Below are 21,400 nucleotides of genomic sequence, written 5' to 3' on the forward strand. Positions count from 1 at the left end.
TCTGCTAGCATAACATGGTGTTTACATTTGAGTGATTTATGAAAATTCATACGCTGTCTGGTTATATTCAATTTATTTATTTAGCTGAAGATAAAGATGGCTTGTTGCTTCTAGACGGCTGCAGCCGGGCCGATATCGACAAGGTTTGCCAGTTTATTACGGGAACACTCAATCGCCCGTTAACCGATTTAAAGTTGATTGTGGTTACCCATATGCACCCTGATCATGCTGGCGGCGCTGTTGGGCTTAAAGAAAAAACGGGGGCGACCATTGCCGCGCATCCCAAGGCTCGCAATTGGTACAGCGGTTTGGGCGGTCGTACGGCGCACGTTATCGATTTGTTGTTAACCTGGTGGGTTGCCGGGCGCATCGGTAAAGCAAAAGAAGCCATTTGGTACAATCCGCTTTTACAAGCCGATGTTTTACTTGATGACGAACAAAGGCTTCCTGGTTTTGCTGATTGGCAAATATTATATTCCCCCGGTCATACCGATCACGATCTCACCGTATTTCATGTGCCCACACAGCAAGCATACGTGGCAGATTTGTTAGTGAAAGTAAAAGGCGCTTTAGTTGCGCCATATCCGCTGTGCCACCCCAATCAATACCGCCGTTCGCTTGAACGCGTGGCCAAGTCGACGATAAAGACAGTGTTTTGTGCGCACGTGCCGCCTGTGAATAAAAACGACATACCTTTTGATGAGATTATTGCTGCTGCACCTAGTACGCCCAAAAACCATTGGTACTCAGCGAAAAACCGCATAAAACGAAAGCTATTCGGGATGACTACCGAGCACTAGTGCATGTGTTACTACCTTGCTGTATTGTTTTGTTACTTTTTAAATGCGGGTTTAACGCTTGTATTTAACGAATTCGTAGCCACACTTTTGTTGAAGACACAAAAAGGTAAACCATAACGTATGCAAAAAGGTATTGCGGCGCTACTTGATAAAACGCTAGAAACTGCCAATATTACCGGCGAGAAACTAGCGAACGTATTTAGCAAGGAAACCCATCGGTTTACCATTACGGGGTTAAGTCGAAGTGGGAAGTCGGTGCTGTTCACAAGCCTGATGACCATGCTTAAAAGCAGAAGTGAGGAAGGGTATGCCTGCTTGCCTCTGCTGCGGTACTTACCGCCCTCATTAGTCGAGCATATGGCGGTAGAGCCCATCGAAGGGTATAAACCATTTCCTGTTGATGAGAACTTAAAGAAGTTAGACGATGGCGAGTGGCCTGCGGCGACTGAAGAGGCCTATGGGTTCAAACTTATTATTCGTTTAAAGCAGGTCAGCACATTCAAACGCCACCTTTTTCCCCATACCAACATTGTGTTTGAGTTCATCGACTATCCCGGTGAGTGGATAACCGATATCCCGATGCTTAATAAAACCTATGCACAATGGTCAGACTCTGCATGGGCGCAATTAAGCAGCGGGCCGCAACAATATTATGCCCAGCAGTGGAAGGCGTTTGTGAACGACTTCGACTTCGAACAAGCTCCGTCGAACGACGCTATGCTGGCGTTGGTCTCTGCCTACCGACAATACTTGTTCACCGCAAAAGCGAACGGTATTTCACTGCTTCAGCCTGGCAGCTTTTTGCTAGAGGCATCACACTTCGACTGGCATCAATATGGCTTTACGCCTTTGCCCTCAAGTATTACTAGCGATGTATCTCACCCTTGGTTTATTGCGTTTAATGAGCATTTTCAACGGTTTCAAAAAGCGTGGCTGACCTCGTTAAAGCAGTCGGTGTTTCGAGAAACCGATAAACAGATTATTTTGGTCGATTTATTCGAAGGGTTAAATCATAGCCGCCAGCATTTGTACCAATTAAAAGAGACGCTAAGTCATTTGGCCGACACCTTTGTGTACGGACAAACAAATTGGTTCTCTCGTACGGTGTTGCGAAAACAGCAAATAGGCAAGGTTGCATTTGTTGCCACCAAAGCCGACCTTGTTCCTGTTTCACAACGTGATAATTTATTGTCGCTACTGAAACAAGTAACAGAGGGGGCGCGCGCTCGGTTTGCCGATAAACCTATACAGTTTGAGCATTTTCTAGTGTCGGCGTTACCGGTTACCGACGATGGAGAGGCTGAAAACAGTGTGCGCTATCGCGATGTGAATACAGGTTATGTAGAAGCAACGTTTGAACCTATTCCCGCTACCCTCAAAGATATGGAGCCAGACGCACACTTTCCCGTGCCTCTTGCACAAGTTCCTTCTGACTATAAAGCGCGCATGCTAAACGGAAAAGGCGTTGATCGCTTACTGCAATTCTTATTGGTAAATGGAGAGGCATCATGATTGATACACCACCAGACAAAGGCCAGCAGCCGGTTACATCAACACCGCCATATCGCCCTAAAGTGGTGCAACAATCGTTAGATATGACCCCTCCCGAAATTCGCATGCCTGCAAAAGTTGAAGGCGATACGTGGCTAAGCAGCACGCACAATAAAGGGCTGTCTTTAGGTACTGCCACTCTAGGGTTAGGCGTATTTTCACTCATCGGCTTCTTTATATTCGATGCATACACAACATTATCAGCGAGTTTTGCCTCTCATCCTATAGGCAGTGGTGTGCTTGCCACATTGCTGTGTGGTTTCGTTGCCAGTTTTTCTTACTTAAGCTTTTGCGAATGGCGCGGGTATAAGCAGGTGAATAAAGCGCTAGAACAGGCAACACACATTGCGTCGTTAAATGCCCAAAGCAGCGTGAAAACCGTTGAAAGCGTGCTAAATAAACACGGTAAACAGTTTTCGTCTCAGTCTTATGCTGCGCATTGCTATCGCCAGTTTAATGCACAAGTACAACCGGATATGACGGCAAAAGAACGGCTAGGGCTATATCAAGACACAGTAATAAACCCGGTTCAAACCAAAGCGCAGCAATTGCTGAATAAAGAGTCGTTAACCGCGGGCAGTTTGGCGTTTATTAGCCCAAATAACCTTATTCAAACGTTTGCGGTTATTTGGGTAAGTTTTCGTACCATAAGGCGCATGGCCAACGTGTATGGGCTTCGCCCCGGTACGCTTGGTAACTGGTCACTGATGAAAGTGCTGGCGCAAAATATTGCCGCACAGGGTATTTTCGACTTAGCCACCGACGAAGTGGCCAACCAAATAGGGGGAAGCTTGTCGGCTAAGTTTATGGAAAACTCAGCCGAAGCGATTGCCGCGGGGGCGTTAAATATGCGCTTAGGAAAAGCGTTAATGAAGATACTTAAATAGTCTTACGTCGAATCAACAAGATGTGTGCTTGCTAAGCGCTTTACCGAAAGGCTACAGCGCTTTTTTGGTGGGCATGATTACGTTGGCAAAAATAAGCCCAGCCACTAACGACATAAAGATTAAAAACACTTCCTGGCCAAGGTGGTCGGCTTGTACAAAGTCTTGCCCTGTCATAAACGAATTTAAGCCAATATAGGTCTTAGAGCCTGGTACCAACACAATCAGGCCATGCATGGCCACAATAGTAGCTGGCTGGTTTGCAATTCGGGTGAAAGCGTTAGCAAAAACACCTAGGCCAAATGCGCCTACAAAGGTACCCAGCCCGTTATCTATGTAGTCTGAACTCCATGCGGTTGCACTGTAAGCAATAAACGCGGCCGCGAGCGCCCATGGAATATGTTTCATACGCGTTCTAAAAATGGCGACAAGTGCAATACACAGTAGAAGTACAGCTAACCAGGTTCCCCAATATGGGAGTGATTCTGCCGGTTTATACACGTTTTCACCAAACAAACTAAAGCCTGCGGATACACCAAGAAAGGCACCAAAATACAGTTTAAACAGCTGCATAATGGCGTCCATTGTACGTGCGGTACCGCTTACCATGTTGCGCGATGATAATTCGGCAAGGCCCATAGTTAACGCCAGTCCTGGCACAAACACAATCACCGACGATAGAACAATCAGGGGAATGTTGATACCCGGGTCAAGGTAGCGGCCAATCGCACAGGTAAGCAGGCCGCTCATAAAGGCCGTAACTGGCTCTAGCATAAGGTTCACACGCTTTGAACGCTGGGCCCATAATGTCCATAAATAGGCGACTAAACCCAGCAGCCCAGACCATACTATTTCACTCCAGCTTGCGCCCATCAGCATGGCAAATGCACTGGTTGCCATGCCAAACGCCGCGCCGGTTGGCAACGTACCGTAAAGGCTTCCCATGGCGTCTATTTCATTGAGGCGCGCATCGGCCTGTGCCAAGGTAAGCTCGCCAGCAAGCAACGAGCTGGCAAGTTCGTCAGTCAGCGACAACGCATTCATATCTAGGTCGCCAGGCATCAAGCGGGCCGCATGGTTATATTCGTCTTCGTGCCTATCACTCCACATTACGAAGCTCAGTGAGGTCGGGGTTGAGATAAACGACGCGTGTATACCGAAATGTGTAGCCACTTCATTCAGGTAAGCCTCTAATCGAAACGCAGGTGTACCGTACTTGTGCAGCATTTTTCCAAGCTTCACAATAAATTTTCGAATTTGAATAAATTCAGCTGTATCCAACGCGCAGTCTCACTTAACAACAGGAATGAATGGCAATATGTCATTGCAGTATAAACAAAAAGCCAGACATTTTCTGTTTATGTCTGGCTAAAATTTGTGCGGATTGTAAAGGCAATAATAAGGGAAAGCAAAGCACATTTTTTATTTTGTTTTGATAGAAAAACTAATGTGTTAACGGTGTGTATTTTCTTGCTCGGAAAACGGCATCCAGTCTTTCCATACCGGCGCTAAGCCTTGCGTGTAAATAACATCAGTTACTGCTTCAACGCTTCGTGAATCTTCAATGTCGAACTGGTTCAGTGCTTTACTCGGTTCGCTGTACCCTCCTGGTTGTGTTTGAGACGCTGCCGATATTGTGGTTACCCCTAACGATAGTGCGCCGTCTCGAAATCGTGCCGATTCGCGGGTGGACAAAGACAGTTCCGCATAGGGGTTATACAACCTATGCGCACAAATAAGTTGAAGCAATTCGCGTTCACTAGGAAAGCTAGGCAAACCTGCATGGCTGTTGGTATTTCCCTCGCAGGCGCGCAAACGAGGGAAAGATATGGCAACACGGCTTCGCCAATAGTGCTGTTGAATCAGAGTGCCGTGCAGCGCTGTCATTGCGCTGTCTACGCGCCAATCTCCCAAGCCGAGTAGTGCACCAATCCCTATTTTATCGATACCTGCACGGCCAATACGGTCCGACGCCTCTAATCGCCATAGAAAATCCTGTTTTTTACCCCGAGTGTGATAGCGGGCGTAATCATGAGGACTATACGTTTCTTGATATACCAGTACCGCATCTACGCCTAGATTGGCTAGCACGTTATAGGCATCTTGATTGAGGGGTTGAACCTCCATCATCAGTTGGCTAACTTGCGCCCTTATATCGGGGATAACGCTTTTAAAATAAGGCATGCCGACCTTCTGTTCGTGTTCACCCGTTACCAGTAATACATGGGAAAAACCCATTTTTGTAATCGCGTTAAGTTCACGCGCAATTTCTTGAGGGGTAAGGGTTTTACGCTTAATTTTATTGCTCATGGTAAAACCGCAATAGGTACACTCGTTGGCGCATAGGTTTGATAGATACAATGGCACAAATAACCCGATGGTATTGCCGAAGCGATGCCGCGTTAATGCTTGCGACTGTGCAGCCATTTCTTCTAAATAGGGTAGGGCGGCAGGTGATATCAGCGCCATAAAGTCATCAATGTTTTTTGATGACTGTACCAGCGCCCGTTCAACATCACGTTGAGTTTTACTTTGAATGCTTAGAGCAATATGCGAAAGATCTTGCTTTAACAGCGTGTTGGCCACTTTCATTCTGCATGCTCCAAAAACCGTGTTAATGGGCTTGAAGCACACGCTACATCTGAAGTGTGGCCCAAGCCGGCTTCATAAGCCATTCGGCCGGTTTCAACCGCTGCTGCAAAAGCACGCGCCATTACAATAGGGTGTTTTGCGGTGGCAATAGCGGTATTAACCAGTACTGCATCTACGCCCATTTCCATCGCTGCCATGGCATGACTGGGAGCGCCAATACCGGCGTCGACAATAACGGGTATGGTGCTTTGCTCAACAATAATGCGCAAAAACGGCTCGGTTTGAAGGCCCTTGTTGCTGCCTATTGGTGCGCCAAGTGGCATAACTGCTGTGCAGCCTACTTCTTCTAATCGCTTGCATAAAACGGGGTCTGCGCCACAGTAAGGCAGCACGTTGAACCCCTTCTTTACTAAACGCTCGGCGGCGCGCAGGGTTTCAATAGGGTCTGGCAACAAATAGCGTTGGTCAGGGTGTATCTCTAACTTTATCCACGACGAGCCTACCGCTTCGTAGGCAAGTTCTGCAGCAAACACCGCTTCATCGGCGTTTTTTGCACCCGACGTATTGGGCAGTAAGGTTACGCCTAGTTTTTTTAGTTCACTAAGGGTGGTGTCAGATTGACTGTGTGCGGCTACACGCTTCATTGCAAGCGTTACAATAGCGCTTTTACTGGCGTGGATGGCGTCGGCCATAAGCGTAGGCGAGCTAAATTTTCCTGTACCGGTAAGCAAACGAGATGAAAATGTTTTAGTGGCAAGTGTCAGCATTTAGCCTCCGGCTACAAGTGAAAATATGTCGATAACATCGTTATGATTAAGGGACGTGTTGTCCCACGCTGTTTTGCTTACGATACGTTTATTAATGGCAACGGCGGCACCTTTGGTATCAATAGCATGCACCAACAAAAAGTCACTTAGGTGACAAGGCGCCTGACAGATTGTTGGATCATCATTAATAAAGACCGTTATTGAATGGCTCATTGGCACACCTCGCAGTGTGGGGAGGGCGAAAGCGTAAACTGCGTTGTTACGCCGGTTCTTGCATCTACATTCAGATAGGTGCCCCAGTTCTCCATGGTGCTTTTGTTAGTCAGGTAAAGCAGTGCCTGATTTGCCTGATGACTTGCAGCCATCCCGACCACAGGCCCTAAAATACCTTTTGTCATGCAGTCTTCATTAACATCAATGAACGAGGTTAAGCATGCGTAGCATCCATGCGGTTTATGTGAATTATGCAGGTTAATACTTTGCCACGTAGTACCACTTGCAGCAGCAATGAAAAGTGGCACGCTGTGCGCAATACATGCAGCATTTATTGCCAATCGAGTATCAACATTATCGCTACAGTCTAAAACACAGTCGTAGTCACGAAATGCATGAAGTAAGTGTTTACTATTGACGAAGGTGTTATTAAAAGACAGTGTTGTGTCGGGGTTAATCGAGGACAAAGCCTGCTCTGCCGCAATGGTTTTGAACTGCCCGATATGCTGACTGGTATATAACGTCTGCCTGTGAAGATTGCTGATACTTACCCGGTCACCGTCGATAAGGTGCAGATGCCCAACCCCTGCGCCAACCAAGTATCGTGCTGCTAGCCCGCCTAACCCGCCTAAACCAACAATTGCGACGTTAGCGCTTGCGAGCGTTTGCTGCGACGCTTCGGTCATGCCCGGCACTAAAAGTTGTCGGCTGTAGCGCTGGATGGCCGTTCGCGTCAAAGCGCTGCGTTTTTCTGAACGGGGGTTACGCATAGCACGCCTCCTGTGCCAAGCGGTGTAATGCGGCCTCTGGATCAGGTGCTTGGGTAATGGCAGAGACCACCGCAATCGCAGACACGCCCGTTTCTGATACAGGTCGTGCGCGCGATGTGCTAATACCACCGATGGCGACCGTGGGCGTAGTGCCACACAGCTGAACATAACGACGCAAGTTATCAAGCCCCTGCGGCGATGACGGCATCTGTTTCGTTTGCGTAGGGAATATGTGGCCAAGTGCGATATAGCTGGGGTTAAGCGCTTTTATTCGCTGCAGTTCACAAAATCCGTGGGTTGATATGCCTAAGCGAAGGCCTGCCTGCGCGATAGCATTAAGGTCTGCCTTTGCTAAGTCTTCTTGCCCTAAGTGAACGCCATATGCGCCAAGTGCGATGGCAAGTTGCCAGTCGTCGTTAATAAAAAGCTGTGTGTCAGTGCCGCCAACGTATTTTATCGCTTGTCTTATTTCTGCTTCGCGGGTAGTGCGCGGTGCATCTTTTAAGCGCAATTGGATAATGTTAACGCCTGCTTGGGTAAGTGTACCTACCCACTTCGCACTATCAACAACCGGGTAAATACCAAGTTCAGTGTGCGTTAGAGCTGGAAATGCCGACAACGCTTTTGTGTTTGTTCTCGTCACATCGCGAAACATAAGGCTGTCGTTTTCAAATGCTACCGCCGGAAAGTGTTTAGCGTTACATGGCATACCCACCGGTACGGCGTGAGCAATATCGTTCTGGCTTGCTGTAACCGCGGTGCGGACTGTCTTGATATAGGCATTCGCAAGCGTTGCCGCATCTTCAAGGTTGTAGCCTTTAGCCATAAAACCAGCAAGGGCACTGGCTAGCATACAGCCGGTACCACGAAGCGTGTTATGCCCCTTTTTTTGCTGCGTAAAAATACGGTGTTGTGTGCCACACACCAATACATCTACCGCATTTTCTTGCCAGCTAGCATGGCCTCCTTTTACTAAAACGGCAATACGATATGCCGTTGAAAGCGACGTTGCCGCCTGCAATAACGAGGCGTGAGAGTGAATAGGCTTTTTACTTAGCACGCATAGTTCATCAATATTAGGTGTGACAACCTGTACGTTGCTGAGCAACGCCCTGATGGTGTCGTCGTGCAGCGCGCTAAGCGTTCCGCCTGAAGAAGTGCGCAACACCGGGTCCCAAATAACGAAAGGCGTGTCTCTGCGCGTTAGGGTGTCATAAGGCGACACTGGGGCATTATTTTCGCTATCATTTATGTCATCGTTAAGCAGTGACATACGAGCGCATAGCAATAACCCTTGGATGTCGTCTGCAATAGCGCCTATCTTTATCGCACACGGATACTGTTCATAGCCTAACGTTTGCCACTGCGTGTTGATGGCTGAAGCCTCCAAGGCTTGTTGGCTATGGCTATGCTTATTCGATTGAATGGCAATTTGTGTGGTGATCATGGCTGCTTTTACGCCAATATCGGCAAGCGTAATGGCGTCGCGGGTTAACCCCGCGCCACCACTACTGTCTACGCCACCCACACACCAAACGAGTGGCGGGTTCATGGCAACTCCACTTTGCTATCTGCAGCGTGATACAGTTCAGCGCCGCTGTCGTTAAACGCGGTTGCCATGTCTTTCATACCTTGTTGCTTTTGCTTTTCTTGCTTGGCAACCTCTCTGACTTCTTGAGATATTTTCATGCTGCAAAACTTAGGGCCGCACATTGAACAAAAATGAGCAACTTTGCCTGAGGCTTGCGGCAAGCTTTCATCGTGGTACGCCCGCGCAGTATGGGGGTCAAGCGCAAGGTTAAACTGGTCTTCCCATCTAAACTCAAAGCGGGCTTTCGACATCGCATTATCACGAATTTGTGCCCCAGGATGCCCTTTGGCTAAATCGGCGGCATGGGCTGCTATCTTGTAAGTAATTAACCCCTGCTTTACGTCTTCTTTGTTAGGTAAACCAAGGTGTTCCTTTGGCGTGACATAACACAGCATTGCACAGCCGTACCATCCAATCATGGCCGCACCAATGCCTGATGTGAAATGATCATAGCCGGGTGCAATATCGGTTGTTAGTGGGCCTAATGTGTAAAAGGGCGCTTCGTGACAATGGGTAAGTTGCTCTTCCATATTGGCTTTAATCATGTGCATAGGCACATGGCCTGGGCCCTCAATCATTACTTGAACATCGTACTCCCACGCTATTTTTGTTAATTCACCTAACGTGCGTAGTTCTGAAAATTGGGCATCATCATTGGCGTCGGCTATGCTTCCAGGGCGAAGTCCGTCGCCTAACGACAGTGACACGTCGTACTGCGCACAAATCTCACAAATATCGCGAAAGTGCTCATACAAAAAGCTTTGTTTGTGATGGCTTAAACACCACTTGGCCATTATCGACCCGCCTCGAGACACTATACCCGTTACGCGGTTTGCGGTAAGCGGAACGTATTCCAACAGCACGCCAGCATGGATGGTGAAATAGTCTACGCCTTGCTCGGCCTGTTCTATCAGCGTGTCTTTAAACATCTCCCAGGTAAGGTTCTCGGCTACGCCGTTCACCTTTTCCAATGCCTGATAAATAGGCACAGTGCCTAAAGGCACGGGACTATTGCGCAATAACCACTCTCGTGTTTCATGAATATTTCGGCCTGTCGATAAGTCCATGATGGTGTCTGCGCCCCAGCGCGTAGACCACACAAGCTTTTCTACCTCTTCTTCTATTGAAGACGTTACCGCTGAATTACCAATATTGGCGTTAATCTTCACGAGAAAATTGCGGCCGATAATCATGGGCTCCAGTTCAGGGTGATTGATGTTGCACGGAATGATGGCACGCCCAGCGGCGACTTCGTCGCGTACAAATTCAGGTGTAATACGCGGGGGCAAATTTGCACCAAAGTGCTCGCCAGGGTGTTGTTGTATAAGGGCTTCATCGGTAAGGCGATCTCTGCCCATATTTTCACGAATGGCAATGTACTCCATTTCGGGGGTAACAATACCTCGTCGCGCGTAATGCAACTGGGTAACATTTCGGTTTTGCGCGGCTTTTTTCGGTTTTGCCGAGCGAATAAAGCGAAAGTCTTCGGTAAAAATGTCGTCTTCACGGGCCTTTGCAAATGTCGACGATACACCTTGCAATGTAATGGTGTCGTTGCGTGTTTCAATCCATGCTTGGCGCATGGGGTGTATGCCTTTGTGAACATCTATACGCTGTTTAGGATCGCCGTAGGGGCCTGATGTGTCGTATACCGGTATAGGTGGGTTTGCTTGAAGAACCGGGTTTTCTTCTGTTCCTCCCACTACACTGTCGTGTTGGTGAATAAGGCGCATAGCAACCTTAATCGATTCGTCACTGCCGCTTTCATAATAGCGCGTTGAATTAGGGTGTGCCTCTGGGGTAAGTTCATTGATAAATTGTTGCGCTTGTTGGCGCTGTTCGCGTCGTGTAGACATAGCATTTTAGCCTTTTTAGGTTGGCGTTAAGTAAAATGCTTGTCAGGAGTGAAGGAGAATATAACCTAGCAGATATACGCAAATATAACTAAAAACCGCGCACCAAAGCACAGGGTTTAATTACATAGGTAAACAGATTATATTTTCTTGTTCCCTTCGCAGGTATTAGCCTGATCAGGTTCAACGGATCCCGCATTAGCGGTCTCAGCTTACTGGATATCCAGTGAAGCACTCCGACAAGTAACTATTTTTAGTATAGGCTGAACAGATTGCCAATTACAAGGGCCATGGCGCGTGTTAATGTGATTAAAAATAGTTAAGGAATGAGAATATGAAAGCGGTCGTTTTTTTATTGACCTTGTTGGTTAGCGTATCGGTAGCGGCCAATACGGTGTATTTAACCCGTCATTTTGAAAAACAAAAAGGCGAAAACCCTTCATTAACAGCGCAAGGCAAAGCACGCGCCAACGCCCTTGCTATGCGGCTAAAAGATACGCCTTTTCGTAGGCTTTATTCAACCAACTATGCGCGAACACAAGAAACAGCGGCGCCGTTGTCAGCAGCCAAAAACATGGCCATTACGTTATACGATGCGCGATCGCTCGAGGCGTTCGCAACACAGCTTAAAAGCGTAAATGAAGATGTGGTAGTGGTTGGGCACAGTAACACCACGCCTGCGCTTATTGCGTTACTTGGCGGGCCTAAAGTGACGATAGAGGAATCGGACTACGGTACTTTATTTATTCTAGAACGTAGTGAAGGTAACGTAGAACTAGAAACAGAAGACGTAACGTTCTAGCAGCGATACAAACCAAGGCATGCTATTTAACATGCCTTGGCGCATAGGTTTACAGCCGTTATGCTTGGTGGCTGTCTTTGTAAAGTTGTAATGCCGTCGCGGTATCATGCTGTCGTTCGCTGATAGCAGATAACAGCAACAAATCTTCTTTTCTCGATGCGATTTTCGTTGCTTTTAACAAGGCTTTTTCGGCCAACACGTCATCGCCCGCATTAAAGGCGACTTGCCCTAACGTTGAATACAGCGCGACGTTTTCACTGTCTTGTTTTATCCAACTTTCAAGTAAACGTAGCGAGGGTGAAGCGTCAGGTAAATTCAACTGGTTAAACAACGGGAATAGCACCGCATTTTGCCCACGCTTTTGCCAGTCTACCAACAACGCTTGTGCATCAGCATGCATACCTTGATCGAGAAGCTGCTGAATGTACGCTGCTCGGTAGGCATCGTCATGGCGAATTTTGCGTGGCAAGCTGTCCCAGTAGGCTTTTAACTCTACCGCGCCCTGTTTACTGGCTATTTCAGCAAACTTACCTTTCGCAATACGTTGAGACCAAACCGTAAAGTCTTTCTTCGGTAGGGCTTTACGCCAGCCATTTAAATTTTCTTGTAATACTTGCCATTGACCAAGCTCTGCTAACAGCGTTGCTTTAAGCTTAATAACCTGGTGGTTTTCACTTGCCTTTTCATCCAGTTCGTTAAGCTGTTCAAGCGCTTCAGCATGCTTGTTGTCGCTTGCATCAATGCGCGCGTTCATGACAGCTGCAGCCACTTTTGCATTCTCAAAGTCAGCGGCCTGTGCTAAAAAATAACGCGCTTTTTGAAGGTCGCCATGGGTAAATGCTATTTGTGCCGAGGCGAGGTAATTTATGCCTTCAAAGTCACCATTGGTGGTGTCATTCAGCGCTTTTTGTGCATTATCTAAGTCGCCCGCTGCCATTAATTGCAGGCCATTATAAAATGCACGTTTGCGTTTGCGTTCCCCAAGGGCGCCAAACCAACGGTGCGAGCCTGTAATTAAACTTGCTAGCCACAATACCAGTTTCACTGTGATGTATATGCCCGCTAGCGTAAGGCCTGAAATAATCACGAAACTAATTAGCGTCATCTCAACGGCTGAATTACCAAGTGAAATAAGCACATAGCCTTTGTCGCCAAGAATCATTGGTCCCACGATAAGTGCAATAATGAATACTGCAACAATACTAAGGGCGATAACTAACCATTTCATAATGCACTAGCTCCTTGCCCAAAGACTTGCTTTACGCGCTTATCTAACAGCATCGACAATGGTTTTTGTGCAGCAAGTTCAGTTGGAATAGGGCGCGCAACGTCGGTATCCATTAGGTTTTGAATTGCGCTAACAAACCCACTTACTTGGCTTTTATCAATATCAAACTTTTCGATTAGTAGGGTTTGCGCGTATTGTAGCGATTGGTTATACAAACCCGCATCGCCTTTTAACGCCGCCGACTGTGCATGCATGAGTTGTAAGCGAAGCTGCTCTTTTAATAAGAATTGAGCCTCAAGAGACAGCACTGGTTCCACTGGGCCTTCAATGGTTTTAACCGTTAAAAAGCTATCTTTAAGGTTTTGCCATACTTTCGCTAGGTTCTCTTGCCAATCATCAGTCGACTCAGACAATGCATTATCGGTTGCGTCTACATCGACAGGCTTTTCAAATTTATTCAAAGGAAGTTTATCAATTTGTGCCACCATGCCGGTAAGTGCAAGTGCCACGGAGCTTGGCGATATTGGGTTTAATTGTTGAAGTGACTGTATATCTTCAGCCAAGGCGGCTCGTACCGGCAGTACTGAAGGGTCGGCTAACGACTTAAGACGTTTGTCGGCATTCACTAGCAGTAAAATCGCCGTGCGTACGTCGTTTTCTAACCACAACTTTCTGCCTGCCATACGAACCAGATAATCGGCTTCTGCAATCAGCCAGTCGGATGGGCGGCGACCTTCCATGTTGTTGATTTGCTCTAACGTAGCGTCAAGGCGCTGGGTGAGTATCGCGTTTTCAGACGCTAATTTGCTCACACGCTCGGTTAGCGTTGTATTTTGATTCTCTATTGCAGCTACCGTTGATGTTAATTGCTGCTTGTCAGCGCTTAACTTCTGAAGCTGTTGGTTATTGGTAGTAAGCGTAGTTGAAGATGCTTGTTGAACAGACTGCTGCTGGTCGTATACCCAATAACCCGCGCCAGCGAGGGCACCGATAAGAAGGAAAAGGATAATAACCACAAACCACAAAATACCGTTTCCTGATTTTTTGGTTTGTCGTGGAGGGGCATCGTCTTGCGCACGAGATGATGTAGTCGACGATGAAGTATCTGTGGTCGATAAATCCTCGAGTTGAGGGTCCGTCTCGTTTTTATTCGTCATGTATTACTCCCAATTTTCCTTTATCCACGCTATCAATGCATTGTCAGTAGCGCGATGGCACAACGAAATATCGTTAATGCCTTTATTATGTAGAACGTCTGCAACTCTCTCACTTACTGTCAGCCAGGGAACAGATAAGAGCGTAGCGTCATGTGTTTCGATAAGTTGCTGAGCCATATTCTCACTGGTAGCGATAATGCCTCTAACGTCATCAACTTTCCATGTTTTTGTGTATATAGGGGGCGTAAGTTGCTCTCTTTTATAGACACAAAACGATTCAACCTGAATAGCACGCTGTTGCAAAGTCTTTGCAATGAGATCTCTACCGCCTTCGCCTTTAATGATAACGGCTTGTTTGCAGTTTGCCTCATTAAGTTGGTGCATAGCCACTATTCCTTCGGAAGAATGTAATGGTGGCGTGATGACCTCATACATGGGAAGCGCTAACGCTAGCGCCCGTGCAGTCGCATCACCTACTGCAACCACAGTGGGTTTGCTATTACGTGTTGATGACAGTGTTAACGCTTTTGCCGCGGCCGACACAGCGTAAACACTGGTTACTATTACAACGCAGACACGGTTTTGCTCGAAAAATGCATTGAGTGCAGCCGTGTGAGACGGTACATCGACGATGTCTAGCGTTGCTACACCCACTACATCAACGCCCGCGCGTTCAAACGCAAGTACGCTTTTGCGTAGTTTGGGTAATGGGCGAGTAACCAAAAGCATTGGTTAGTCGTATAACGCTGCTAAGATTTCGCCAGCACCTTGTTCAAGTAAAGATTCAGCAACTTCTACTCCAATACGCTGGGCATTGTCAGCAGGACCAGTCGCCGATGCAAAAAGCAGCGTAGTGCCATCGGGCTTACCCACCATGCCGGTAAGCGTAAGGGCGTCGCCATCAAGCGTTGCAAAGCTACCTATTGGCACCTGGCACCCACCCTCAAGCCGCTCGTTCATGGCTCGTTCGGCAGTAACGCGAGTGTTAGTGGCCTCGTGGTTTAGTGCTTGTAACAGCGCAATTAATTCGCTGTCGTCGTTGCGACATTCAATGCCTACGGCACCTTGACCTACCGCGGGTAGTGATAGCGATGCAGGCAATGGCATTTTTATACGAGATGCCATATCAAGACGAATAAGGCCTGCTGAGGCAAGAATAATGGCATCGTATTCGCCCGCATCAAGTTTGGCGAGTCGGGTATTTACGTTGCCGCGCAAGTCTTTAATTTGAAGGTCTGGACGATGCTTTCTAATCTGACACTGTCTACGCAAACTTGACGTACCGACTACCGCACCTTCAGGTAAAGCGTCTATACTTTCATAGTGATTAGATACGAATGCGTCGAACGGGTTTTCTCTTTCACAGATGGCGTGTAAACCAAAGCCATCAGGAAACGCGACGGGTACGTCTTTCATAGAGTGTACGGCAATATCGGCACGCCCTTCTAGCATGGCGATTTCCAGTTCCTTTATGAACAGGCCTTTCCCACCAATTTTCGCAAGGGGTGTATCGAGGATCTTGTCACCTTGTGTACTCATTGGCACCAGTTCGACAGTAACATGAGGATAGTGCGCGACTAGTTTCGCTTTAACGTATTCAGCTTGCCACAGTGCCAACGCACTTTTGCGAGTAGCGATACGAATGGTTCGGGCGGTATTGGCGTGCGTCATGGTTTTCCTAAATATTGTCGATTACTGGGGCGATATATACATTCGCTAATGTTTCGTTGTAGGCTTATTGTACTTAAATCTTTGGTACTACGCATGGTTTTCATAGGTTGGGATGATCTGTGTGAAGTTCAATATGCTATTTATACCGAAGTGTGTTGGAGGAAGGGGCGATAGATGGATAATACGTCAATAGGACAAATCTTAAAAAAAGTGCATCACAACCAGGCTGAAATAAAACGCCGGCGTATGACGTTATATTTCATTTCTTATGTCGGCGGCGCCATTATGGCTGCCATGGCGTGGTTGAATATTAACAGTGGCGACACGCTGCTTGTTGCCTCTTTGTCGCTGTCTGCTTTGTTCATATTTATTAATGTGACTTTCTCTTACTTTTACCAAGATAGCGAGATTGTTTATCACATAGCGGGTATTGTGGTGCTGTGTATGGTAATGGCACTATTTTATACTGGCGGTTATAACAACACCGGCCTGTACTTCATTTACCCTCTCATTTTTGTGCAAATAATTGTTGTGGGGTTTAGGCCTGCATTGTTGTACGTCTCGGTGACGATGGCATTAGGGCTAGTTATGTTGCTCAACCAATCCGAAATACCTGCTTATTACAACAATGCAGACGTGTCACGCTTTCTTATTTCTATGCTGTGTTTTATTACCATCGCTTTTATTGGTGAGTATTTTTGGAATCAAAGCCGCAAGGAGATGCTTCAGGACACATTGGAAAAAATGCGCCAAGCCAATACCGATCCGCTTACCAAGCTGCCTAATCGCCGCTTCTTAGAAGCAGTGTATTTCGAACGGGCAATGCAAAACCCTGCCGATTATTTTCCTCTGAGCACGGTCGTCGTTGACCTTGACCACTTTAAGAAAGTAAACGACAACTATGGTCATGATATTGGTGACGATGTATTGGTGCATTGCGCGCAAATGATGAAAGGCGAGGTGCGCACCACCGATATTGTTGCAAGAACGGGCGGAGAAGAGTTTTTAATATTGTTTCCGAAGGCCACGCTAAGCCAAGCGCTGAAATTAGCTGAGAAAATAAGAGAAAAGCTGGCCGATACGCCATTTAAAAAGAAAGATATTGAATTATCGATTACCGCCAGCTTTGGTGTAGCGAATGCGCTTATCGACAGTAATATCAATGCTGCATTAAAACAAGCTGACGACAACTTATATCAAGCAAAAAATAGTGGTAGGAATAAGGTGGTATAGCACGTAAAACGTCGTGCTATACCATATAGAAGTTAGTGCTACGCCAAGATGCGCTGCAACCACGCAGAGATGTCATTTAGCTCTTGCATACATACGTTATGCTGCATAGTGTAGCTTGTCCATGTCGCGTTAAATCCGTTTTCCTTCAGCGTTTTATAAGCCGCATTTCCCATAAATACCGGGACCACTTCATCTTGATCGCCATGAGCACAAAAATAAGGCGTATCCTTATTGATGTCGCTTGCTTGGCTAGCAAGTAATGATGGCTCGCACATATAAGTAGACAGTGCCATGACGCCGGCTAATTTTTGTGTGAAACGAGGCGCTAAATGAAGCGCAATAACGCCACCTTGTGAAAAGCCTGCGAGTACAATACGGCTAGCAGGAATGCCACTTTCAATTTGTGCATTAATCAGCGCTTCTACTTGTGCCGCAGAGGTTAATACGCCGTCTAAATCAGCCCTACTTTCAAAGTCTAATGACTTGATGTCATACCATGCGCGCATCTTCATTCCGCCATTAATGGTCACAGGGCGTTCTGGTGCGTGCGGAAAAATGAATTTAACGGACATTGATGCCGGTAATTTTAGTTCAGGTACGATAGGGGCAAAGCCGTGACCTGAATCGCCAAGACCATGAAGCCATATAACACAGGCATCAGGTGCTGCCGTAGGACTACTCTCTACGAACGGTAAAAGTGGTTCAGACATGGTGTTGTATTCCTTCAACATAGAGTTTTTTGTTGCATTTTGAGCTAACTACGTGCCGCCCAATTATTATTTTTATAACCTTGATGCTGTAATAACTTAACACGTTAGGAAACTATACATTGCTAACGGTCTTGGCTGTTACGGCACGCAAGTAAATATGCTAACATTGCTACCTGAAATCACCACCCATTAAATATTATTAAATACACTCATGGCTTCATTACTCGGTAATTTATTTATATTGGCAGCGCCATCTGGTGCAGGAAAGTCCAGTCTCATTAAAGCGTTGATGGAAAAATACGCCAATAATACTAAGGCATCTATGCAGGTGTCTGTTTCGCATACTACGCGTGCGCCTCGCCCTGGCGAAGTTGATGGAGAGCACTATCATTTCGTAAGCCGTGAACAATTCGAGAGCCTTATCGAACAGGGTGTATTTTTCGAGTGGGCAGAGGTGTTTGGTAACTATTATGGTACCTCGCGCGTTACGATAGAGCAGACGCTTTACCATGGTATTGATGTGTTTTTGGATATTGATTGGCAAGGTGCTCGCCAAGTCAAAAAGCTTATGCCAGAAACATGCGGTGTGTTTATTCTTCCTCCCTCAATTGAGGTATTAGAGCAGCGACTGAATAAACGTGGTCAAGACAGTGAAGAGGTTATTGCTGGTCGCATGAAACAAGCCGTTGATGAAATGTCTCATTTTAACGAGTTTGATCACGTTATCGTGAATGATGACTTCGCCACAGCGCTGACCGAGTTAGAGAGTATTGTCATGAGCCAGCGTTTGCTTACCAGTAAGCAACAGATGCGCCATCAAACGTTGCTTGATAGCTTATTGGGTACAGCCTAACGGCATCGGTAAATTACTTCATTTATTTTATATACCGTGTACTATTAATATTATTCGGCGATACTAGGATCGTTATTGTTGTAATTTCAAACAAACGACTAGGATCGCACGCCGCTAGCGTGTATACTACGCGGCCGCTTTTTGAATTACTTGCTCAACCTAATTTTCGGAGAAATACATGGCTCGCGTAACTGTAGAAGATGCCGTAGATAAAATTGGTAACCGCTTTGACCTAGTCCTAGTAGCTGCACGTCGCGCACGTCAGATTGCTACTGGAGGTAAAGACCCTATGGTTGACGTTCAAAACGATAAGCCAACAGTAACAGCGCTTCGTGAAATCGAAGAAGGGCTAGTGACAGCTTCAACACTAGAACAAGCTGATATCCACGATCGCCAAGAACAAGAGCACGCAGAGTTTGCTTCTGTTGCGAACATCTTATCTGATCAGTAAATACCCTATTTAGGGCCATTTGCAGTCAATACAGCGCCAGTGCTTTGAAAAAAGCACTGGCGCTTTGCTTTTAACCTATTGGCATCGTGGTAATTTGTACGTATTCTTACTGGTGTAACGTTTATTAAAGGCGCCCTGATACTGTGTATTTGTTTGAAGGTTTAAAACAAAAAATTGTTGAATATCTACCGGCTAACGTAGTGCAGCTGGTTCAGGATGCTTTTGTACTGGCGCAAGAGGCGCATGACGGCCAGATGCGCTCTAGTGGCGACCCTTATATTACTCACCCCGTCGCGGTTGCAAGTATTCTTGCAGACATGCACTTAGATCACGAAACCCTGATGGCGGCCTTGCTTCATGATGTGATTGAAGACACCCATTACAGCCAAGAAGATTTAGCTGACGCATTTGGCGATACGGTTGCTGAATTGGTGGAAGGGGTTAGTAAGCTCGATAAAATCGCGTTTAGTAGTAAGCAAGAAGCCCAGGCTGAAAACTTCAGAAAAATGATGATGGCGATGGTGCAAGACATTCGCGTTATACTCATTAAGCTTGCCGATCGCACACACAACATGCGTACACTGGGGTCATTGCGCCCAGACAAGCGTCGCCGAATAGCGCTTGAGACATTAGAAATATACGCGCCTATTGCGCATCGATTGGGTATTCACGACATCAAGAACGAGCTAGAAGACTTAGGTTTTCAAGCCATGTACCCCATGCGTCACCGGGCGCTCAAATCAGCCGTTCGCCAAGCGCGTGGTAACAGAAAAGAGATCATCGAAAATATTCGTGAAGAGTTGAACACGCGTTTAGGTGCGCACAAGATCGACGCTAATGTATTAGGCAGAGAAAAGCACCTTTACTCTATTTACCGCAAAATGCGCAATAAAGAGTTAATGTTCAACGAAGTCATGGATATTTACGCGTTTCGTATTGTGGTTAACTCGGTCGACCATTGCTATCGCGCATTAGGCGCTATGCATGGGTTGTATAAGCCCATCGAGAACCGCTTTAAAGATTATATTGCCATCCCACGTACTAATGGCTATCAGTCACTACATACCTCGCTGATTGGTCCTCACGGTATTCCCGTTGAAATACAAATTCGTACTCAAGAAATGGATCAAATGGCTGACAAAGGGGTGGCGGCGCACTGGCTTTACAAAGAGCCGGGCGATAACGGCACGACAGCGCAGTTGCGCGCACGAAAGTGGATGCAAAGCTTACTTGAGCTTCAACAGTCAGCGAGCTCGTCTTTTGAGTTTATCGAGTCGGTTAAGACTGATTTATTCCCAGATGAAATCTATGTATTTACGCCTGATGGCCGCATTATCGAGTTGCCTACTGGGGCGACAGCCGTCGACTTTGCGTACGCCGTGCATTCTGATGTAGGTAACACCTGTGTGGGTGTGCGTGTAGAGCGCAGAAACTTCAGTTTAAGTAAGCCGCTTGAAAACGGGCAAACGATAGAAATTATTACGTCACCTAAGGCGAAGCCTAACGCAAACTGGCTTAACTTTGTTGTAAGTGCACGCGCCAGAACACGTATTCGCCAGTACTTACGTACCCAGCATTCACAAGAAGCGGTGAACATGGGTAACCGTTTATTGCGCCATGCACTTGGTGCGGTGAAGTTAGATAATATCGCACAAGAGGATATCGACCGTGTGGTTGCTGAAACAAAACATGATAGTTTTGATGCACTCCTGGTAGATATTGGTTTAGGTAACGAATTGAGCGCCATTGTTGCCCGTAGATTGTTAGGCGAAAGTACCGATATTTCTGATAAAAAGGGCAACGTTGCTATTCGTGGTACCGAAGGCCTTTTGGTTAACTACTCTCGTTGTTGTCACCCCATACCTGACGATGAAATTGTTGCCGTGCTGAGCCCAGGGCGAGGCATGACAATTCACCAAGCAGGCTGTAACAACATTCGTAAATTGGCCAAAGAAGAGCCTCAGCGCGTATTACCTATGCGTTGGGACGATAACCCGCAGGGAGAGTTTAAAGCCTCGTTACGCATTGAGCTCATTAACCATCAGGGCACATTGGCAACACTAACCAATACAATATCGGGTTGTGACTCAAACATTATTGGTCTTCAAACCGAAGAGAAAGAAAGTAACGTTTATTTCATCGATCTTGAATTGACCACGCACAACCGTGTGCATCTGGCCAGAGTAATGAAGAAAATTCGTACCATGCCAGAAGTGCAAAGAGTATCTCGTCACAGTCAATCTCGACACTAAATTTATTATTATTAGGATGTAT

General features: G+C 46.7%; 20 protein-coding genes and 1 riboswitch. Of the genes, 8 read left to right on the forward strand and 12 right to left on the reverse strand.

The genetic code is table 11. The features are described from left to right. Positions 1-38: 38 nt before the first annotated feature. The 3 genes from ACOJRU_RS00615 to ACOJRU_RS00625 all read left to right on the forward strand — a co-directional run bounded on the left by ACOJRU_RS00615 (position 39) and on the right by ACOJRU_RS00625 (position 3,238). Positions 39-800: an MBL fold metallo-hydrolase gene (locus tag ACOJRU_RS00615; protein WP_421133137.1), complete on the forward strand. Its 762-nt coding sequence runs from the start codon at positions 39-41 to the stop codon at positions 798-800. Between the two features lie 120 nt (positions 801-920). After that, complete coding sequence (locus ACOJRU_RS00620; protein ID WP_421133138.1) at positions 921-2,312, forward strand: YcjX family protein; 1,392 nt, start codon at positions 921-923, stop codon at positions 2,310-2,312. Further along, a complete protein-coding gene (locus ACOJRU_RS00625) occupies positions 2,309-3,238 on the forward strand; it encodes a DUF697 domain-containing protein (RefSeq protein WP_421133139.1) in 930 nt (309 codons plus the stop codon). Before ACOJRU_RS00620 ends, ACOJRU_RS00625 begins: the two co-directional genes overlap by 4 nt. 51 nt (positions 3,239-3,289) lie before the next feature. On the opposite strand, the gene ACOJRU_RS00630 is transcribed toward ACOJRU_RS00625, so the two are convergent. From ACOJRU_RS00630 to thiC, 7 genes are all read right to left on the reverse strand, one after another. Beyond that, on the reverse strand, positions 3,290-4,516 hold the full coding sequence (locus ACOJRU_RS00630; RefSeq protein WP_421133140.1) for a threonine/serine ThrE exporter family protein: 1,227 nt from the start codon (positions 4,514-4,516) through the stop codon (positions 3,290-3,292). Between the two features lie 171 nt (positions 4,517-4,687). Beyond that, the gene (gene thiH / locus ACOJRU_RS00635; RefSeq protein ID WP_421133141.1) at positions 4,688-5,827 is read right to left on the reverse strand and encodes a 2-iminoacetate synthase ThiH; all 1,140 of its coding nucleotides are present in this window, start codon (positions 5,825-5,827) and stop codon (positions 4,688-4,690) included. Further along, on the reverse strand, positions 5,824-6,594 hold the full coding sequence (locus tag ACOJRU_RS00640; RefSeq protein WP_421133142.1) for a thiazole synthase: 771 nt from the start codon (positions 6,592-6,594) through the stop codon (positions 5,824-5,826). The genes thiH and ACOJRU_RS00640 overlap by 4 nt, the downstream gene beginning before the upstream one ends. Then, positions 6,595-6,807, reverse strand: coding sequence for a sulfur carrier protein ThiS (thiS, locus tag ACOJRU_RS00645; protein ID WP_421133143.1), 213 nt, complete (start codon positions 6,805-6,807; stop codon positions 6,595-6,597). Continuing rightward, positions 6,804-7,577, reverse strand: a complete 774-nt coding sequence (locus ACOJRU_RS00650) for a HesA/MoeB/ThiF family protein (RefSeq protein WP_421133144.1) — start codon at positions 7,575-7,577, stop codon at positions 6,804-6,806. Before ACOJRU_RS00650 ends, thiS begins: the two co-directional genes overlap by 4 nt. After that, positions 7,570-9,129, reverse strand: coding sequence for a thiamine phosphate synthase (gene thiE / locus ACOJRU_RS00655; protein ID WP_421133145.1), 1,560 nt, complete (start codon positions 9,127-9,129; stop codon positions 7,570-7,572). The genes ACOJRU_RS00650 and thiE overlap by 8 nt, the downstream gene beginning before the upstream one ends. Then, on the reverse strand, positions 9,126-11,024 hold the full coding sequence (gene thiC / locus ACOJRU_RS00660) for a phosphomethylpyrimidine synthase ThiC (RefSeq protein WP_421133146.1): 1,899 nt from the start codon (positions 11,022-11,024) through the stop codon (positions 9,126-9,128). Before thiC ends, thiE begins: the two co-directional genes overlap by 4 nt. Before the next feature lie 134 nt (positions 11,025-11,158). Then, a riboswitch (TPP riboswitch) is annotated at positions 11,159-11,270 on the reverse strand. An 85-nt stretch (positions 11,271-11,355) separates the two neighbouring features. Here thiC and ACOJRU_RS00665 point away from each other — a divergent pair. Then, on the forward strand, positions 11,356-11,823 hold the full coding sequence (locus ACOJRU_RS00665; protein WP_421133147.1) for a SixA phosphatase family protein: 468 nt from the start codon (positions 11,356-11,358) through the stop codon (positions 11,821-11,823). A gap of 58 nt (positions 11,824-11,881) precedes the next feature. Here the strand turns inward: ACOJRU_RS00665 and ACOJRU_RS00670 are convergent, their stop codons facing one another. From ACOJRU_RS00670 to hemC, 4 genes are read right to left on the reverse strand one after another with little or no spacing between them, the layout of a single operon-like run. Then, the gene (locus ACOJRU_RS00670) at positions 11,882-13,051 is read right to left on the reverse strand and encodes a heme biosynthesis HemY N-terminal domain-containing protein (RefSeq protein ID WP_421133148.1); all 1,170 of its coding nucleotides are present in this window, start codon (positions 13,049-13,051) and stop codon (positions 11,882-11,884) included. Next, complete coding sequence (locus tag ACOJRU_RS00675; protein ID WP_421133149.1) at positions 13,048-14,208, reverse strand: uroporphyrinogen-III C-methyltransferase; 1,161 nt, start codon at positions 14,206-14,208, stop codon at positions 13,048-13,050. Before ACOJRU_RS00675 ends, ACOJRU_RS00670 begins: the two co-directional genes overlap by 4 nt. A gap of 3 nt (positions 14,209-14,211) precedes the next feature. Continuing rightward, a complete protein-coding gene (locus tag ACOJRU_RS00680) occupies positions 14,212-14,937 on the reverse strand; it encodes a uroporphyrinogen-III synthase (RefSeq protein WP_421133150.1) in 726 nt (241 codons plus the stop codon). Between the two features lie 3 nt (positions 14,938-14,940). Further along, complete coding sequence (gene hemC / locus ACOJRU_RS00685) at positions 14,941-15,879, reverse strand: hydroxymethylbilane synthase (RefSeq protein ID WP_421133151.1); 939 nt, start codon at positions 15,877-15,879, stop codon at positions 14,941-14,943. Between the two features lie 174 nt (positions 15,880-16,053). Here hemC and ACOJRU_RS00690 point away from each other — a divergent pair, with 174 nt between their 5' ends. After that, on the forward strand, positions 16,054-17,112 hold the full coding sequence (locus ACOJRU_RS00690) for a GGDEF domain-containing protein (RefSeq protein WP_421133152.1): 1,059 nt from the start codon (positions 16,054-16,056) through the stop codon (positions 17,110-17,112). Positions 17,113-17,150: 38 nt separating this feature from the next. Here the strand turns inward: ACOJRU_RS00690 and ACOJRU_RS00695 are convergent, their stop codons facing one another. Then, a complete protein-coding gene (locus ACOJRU_RS00695) occupies positions 17,151-17,822 on the reverse strand; it encodes an alpha/beta hydrolase (protein WP_421133153.1) in 672 nt (223 codons plus the stop codon). 211 nt (positions 17,823-18,033) lie between these two features. Between ACOJRU_RS00695 and gmk the strand changes: the two genes are divergently transcribed. The 3 genes from gmk to spoT all read left to right on the forward strand — a co-directional run bounded on the left by gmk (position 18,034) and on the right by spoT (position 21,378). Then, a complete protein-coding gene (gene gmk, locus ACOJRU_RS00700; RefSeq protein WP_421133154.1) occupies positions 18,034-18,675 on the forward strand; it encodes a guanylate kinase in 642 nt (213 codons plus the stop codon). 178 nt (positions 18,676-18,853) lie between these two features. Beyond that, the gene (rpoZ, locus tag ACOJRU_RS00705; RefSeq protein ID WP_421133155.1) at positions 18,854-19,126 is read left to right on the forward strand and encodes a DNA-directed RNA polymerase subunit omega; all 273 of its coding nucleotides are present in this window, start codon (positions 18,854-18,856) and stop codon (positions 19,124-19,126) included. A gap of 143 nt (positions 19,127-19,269) precedes the next feature. Further along, positions 19,270-21,378 (forward strand): bifunctional GTP diphosphokinase/guanosine-3',5'-bis pyrophosphate 3'-pyrophosphohydrolase, encoded by a 2,109-nt coding sequence (gene spoT, locus ACOJRU_RS00710; RefSeq protein ID WP_421133156.1) that lies wholly within the window; start codon positions 19,270-19,272, stop codon positions 21,376-21,378. The last annotated feature ends 22 nt before the right edge of the window (positions 21,379-21,400 follow it).

Source organism: Alteromonas algae (genome assembly GCF_049117195.1).
GTDB lineage: Bacteria > Pseudomonadota > Gammaproteobacteria > Enterobacterales > Alteromonadaceae > Alteromonas.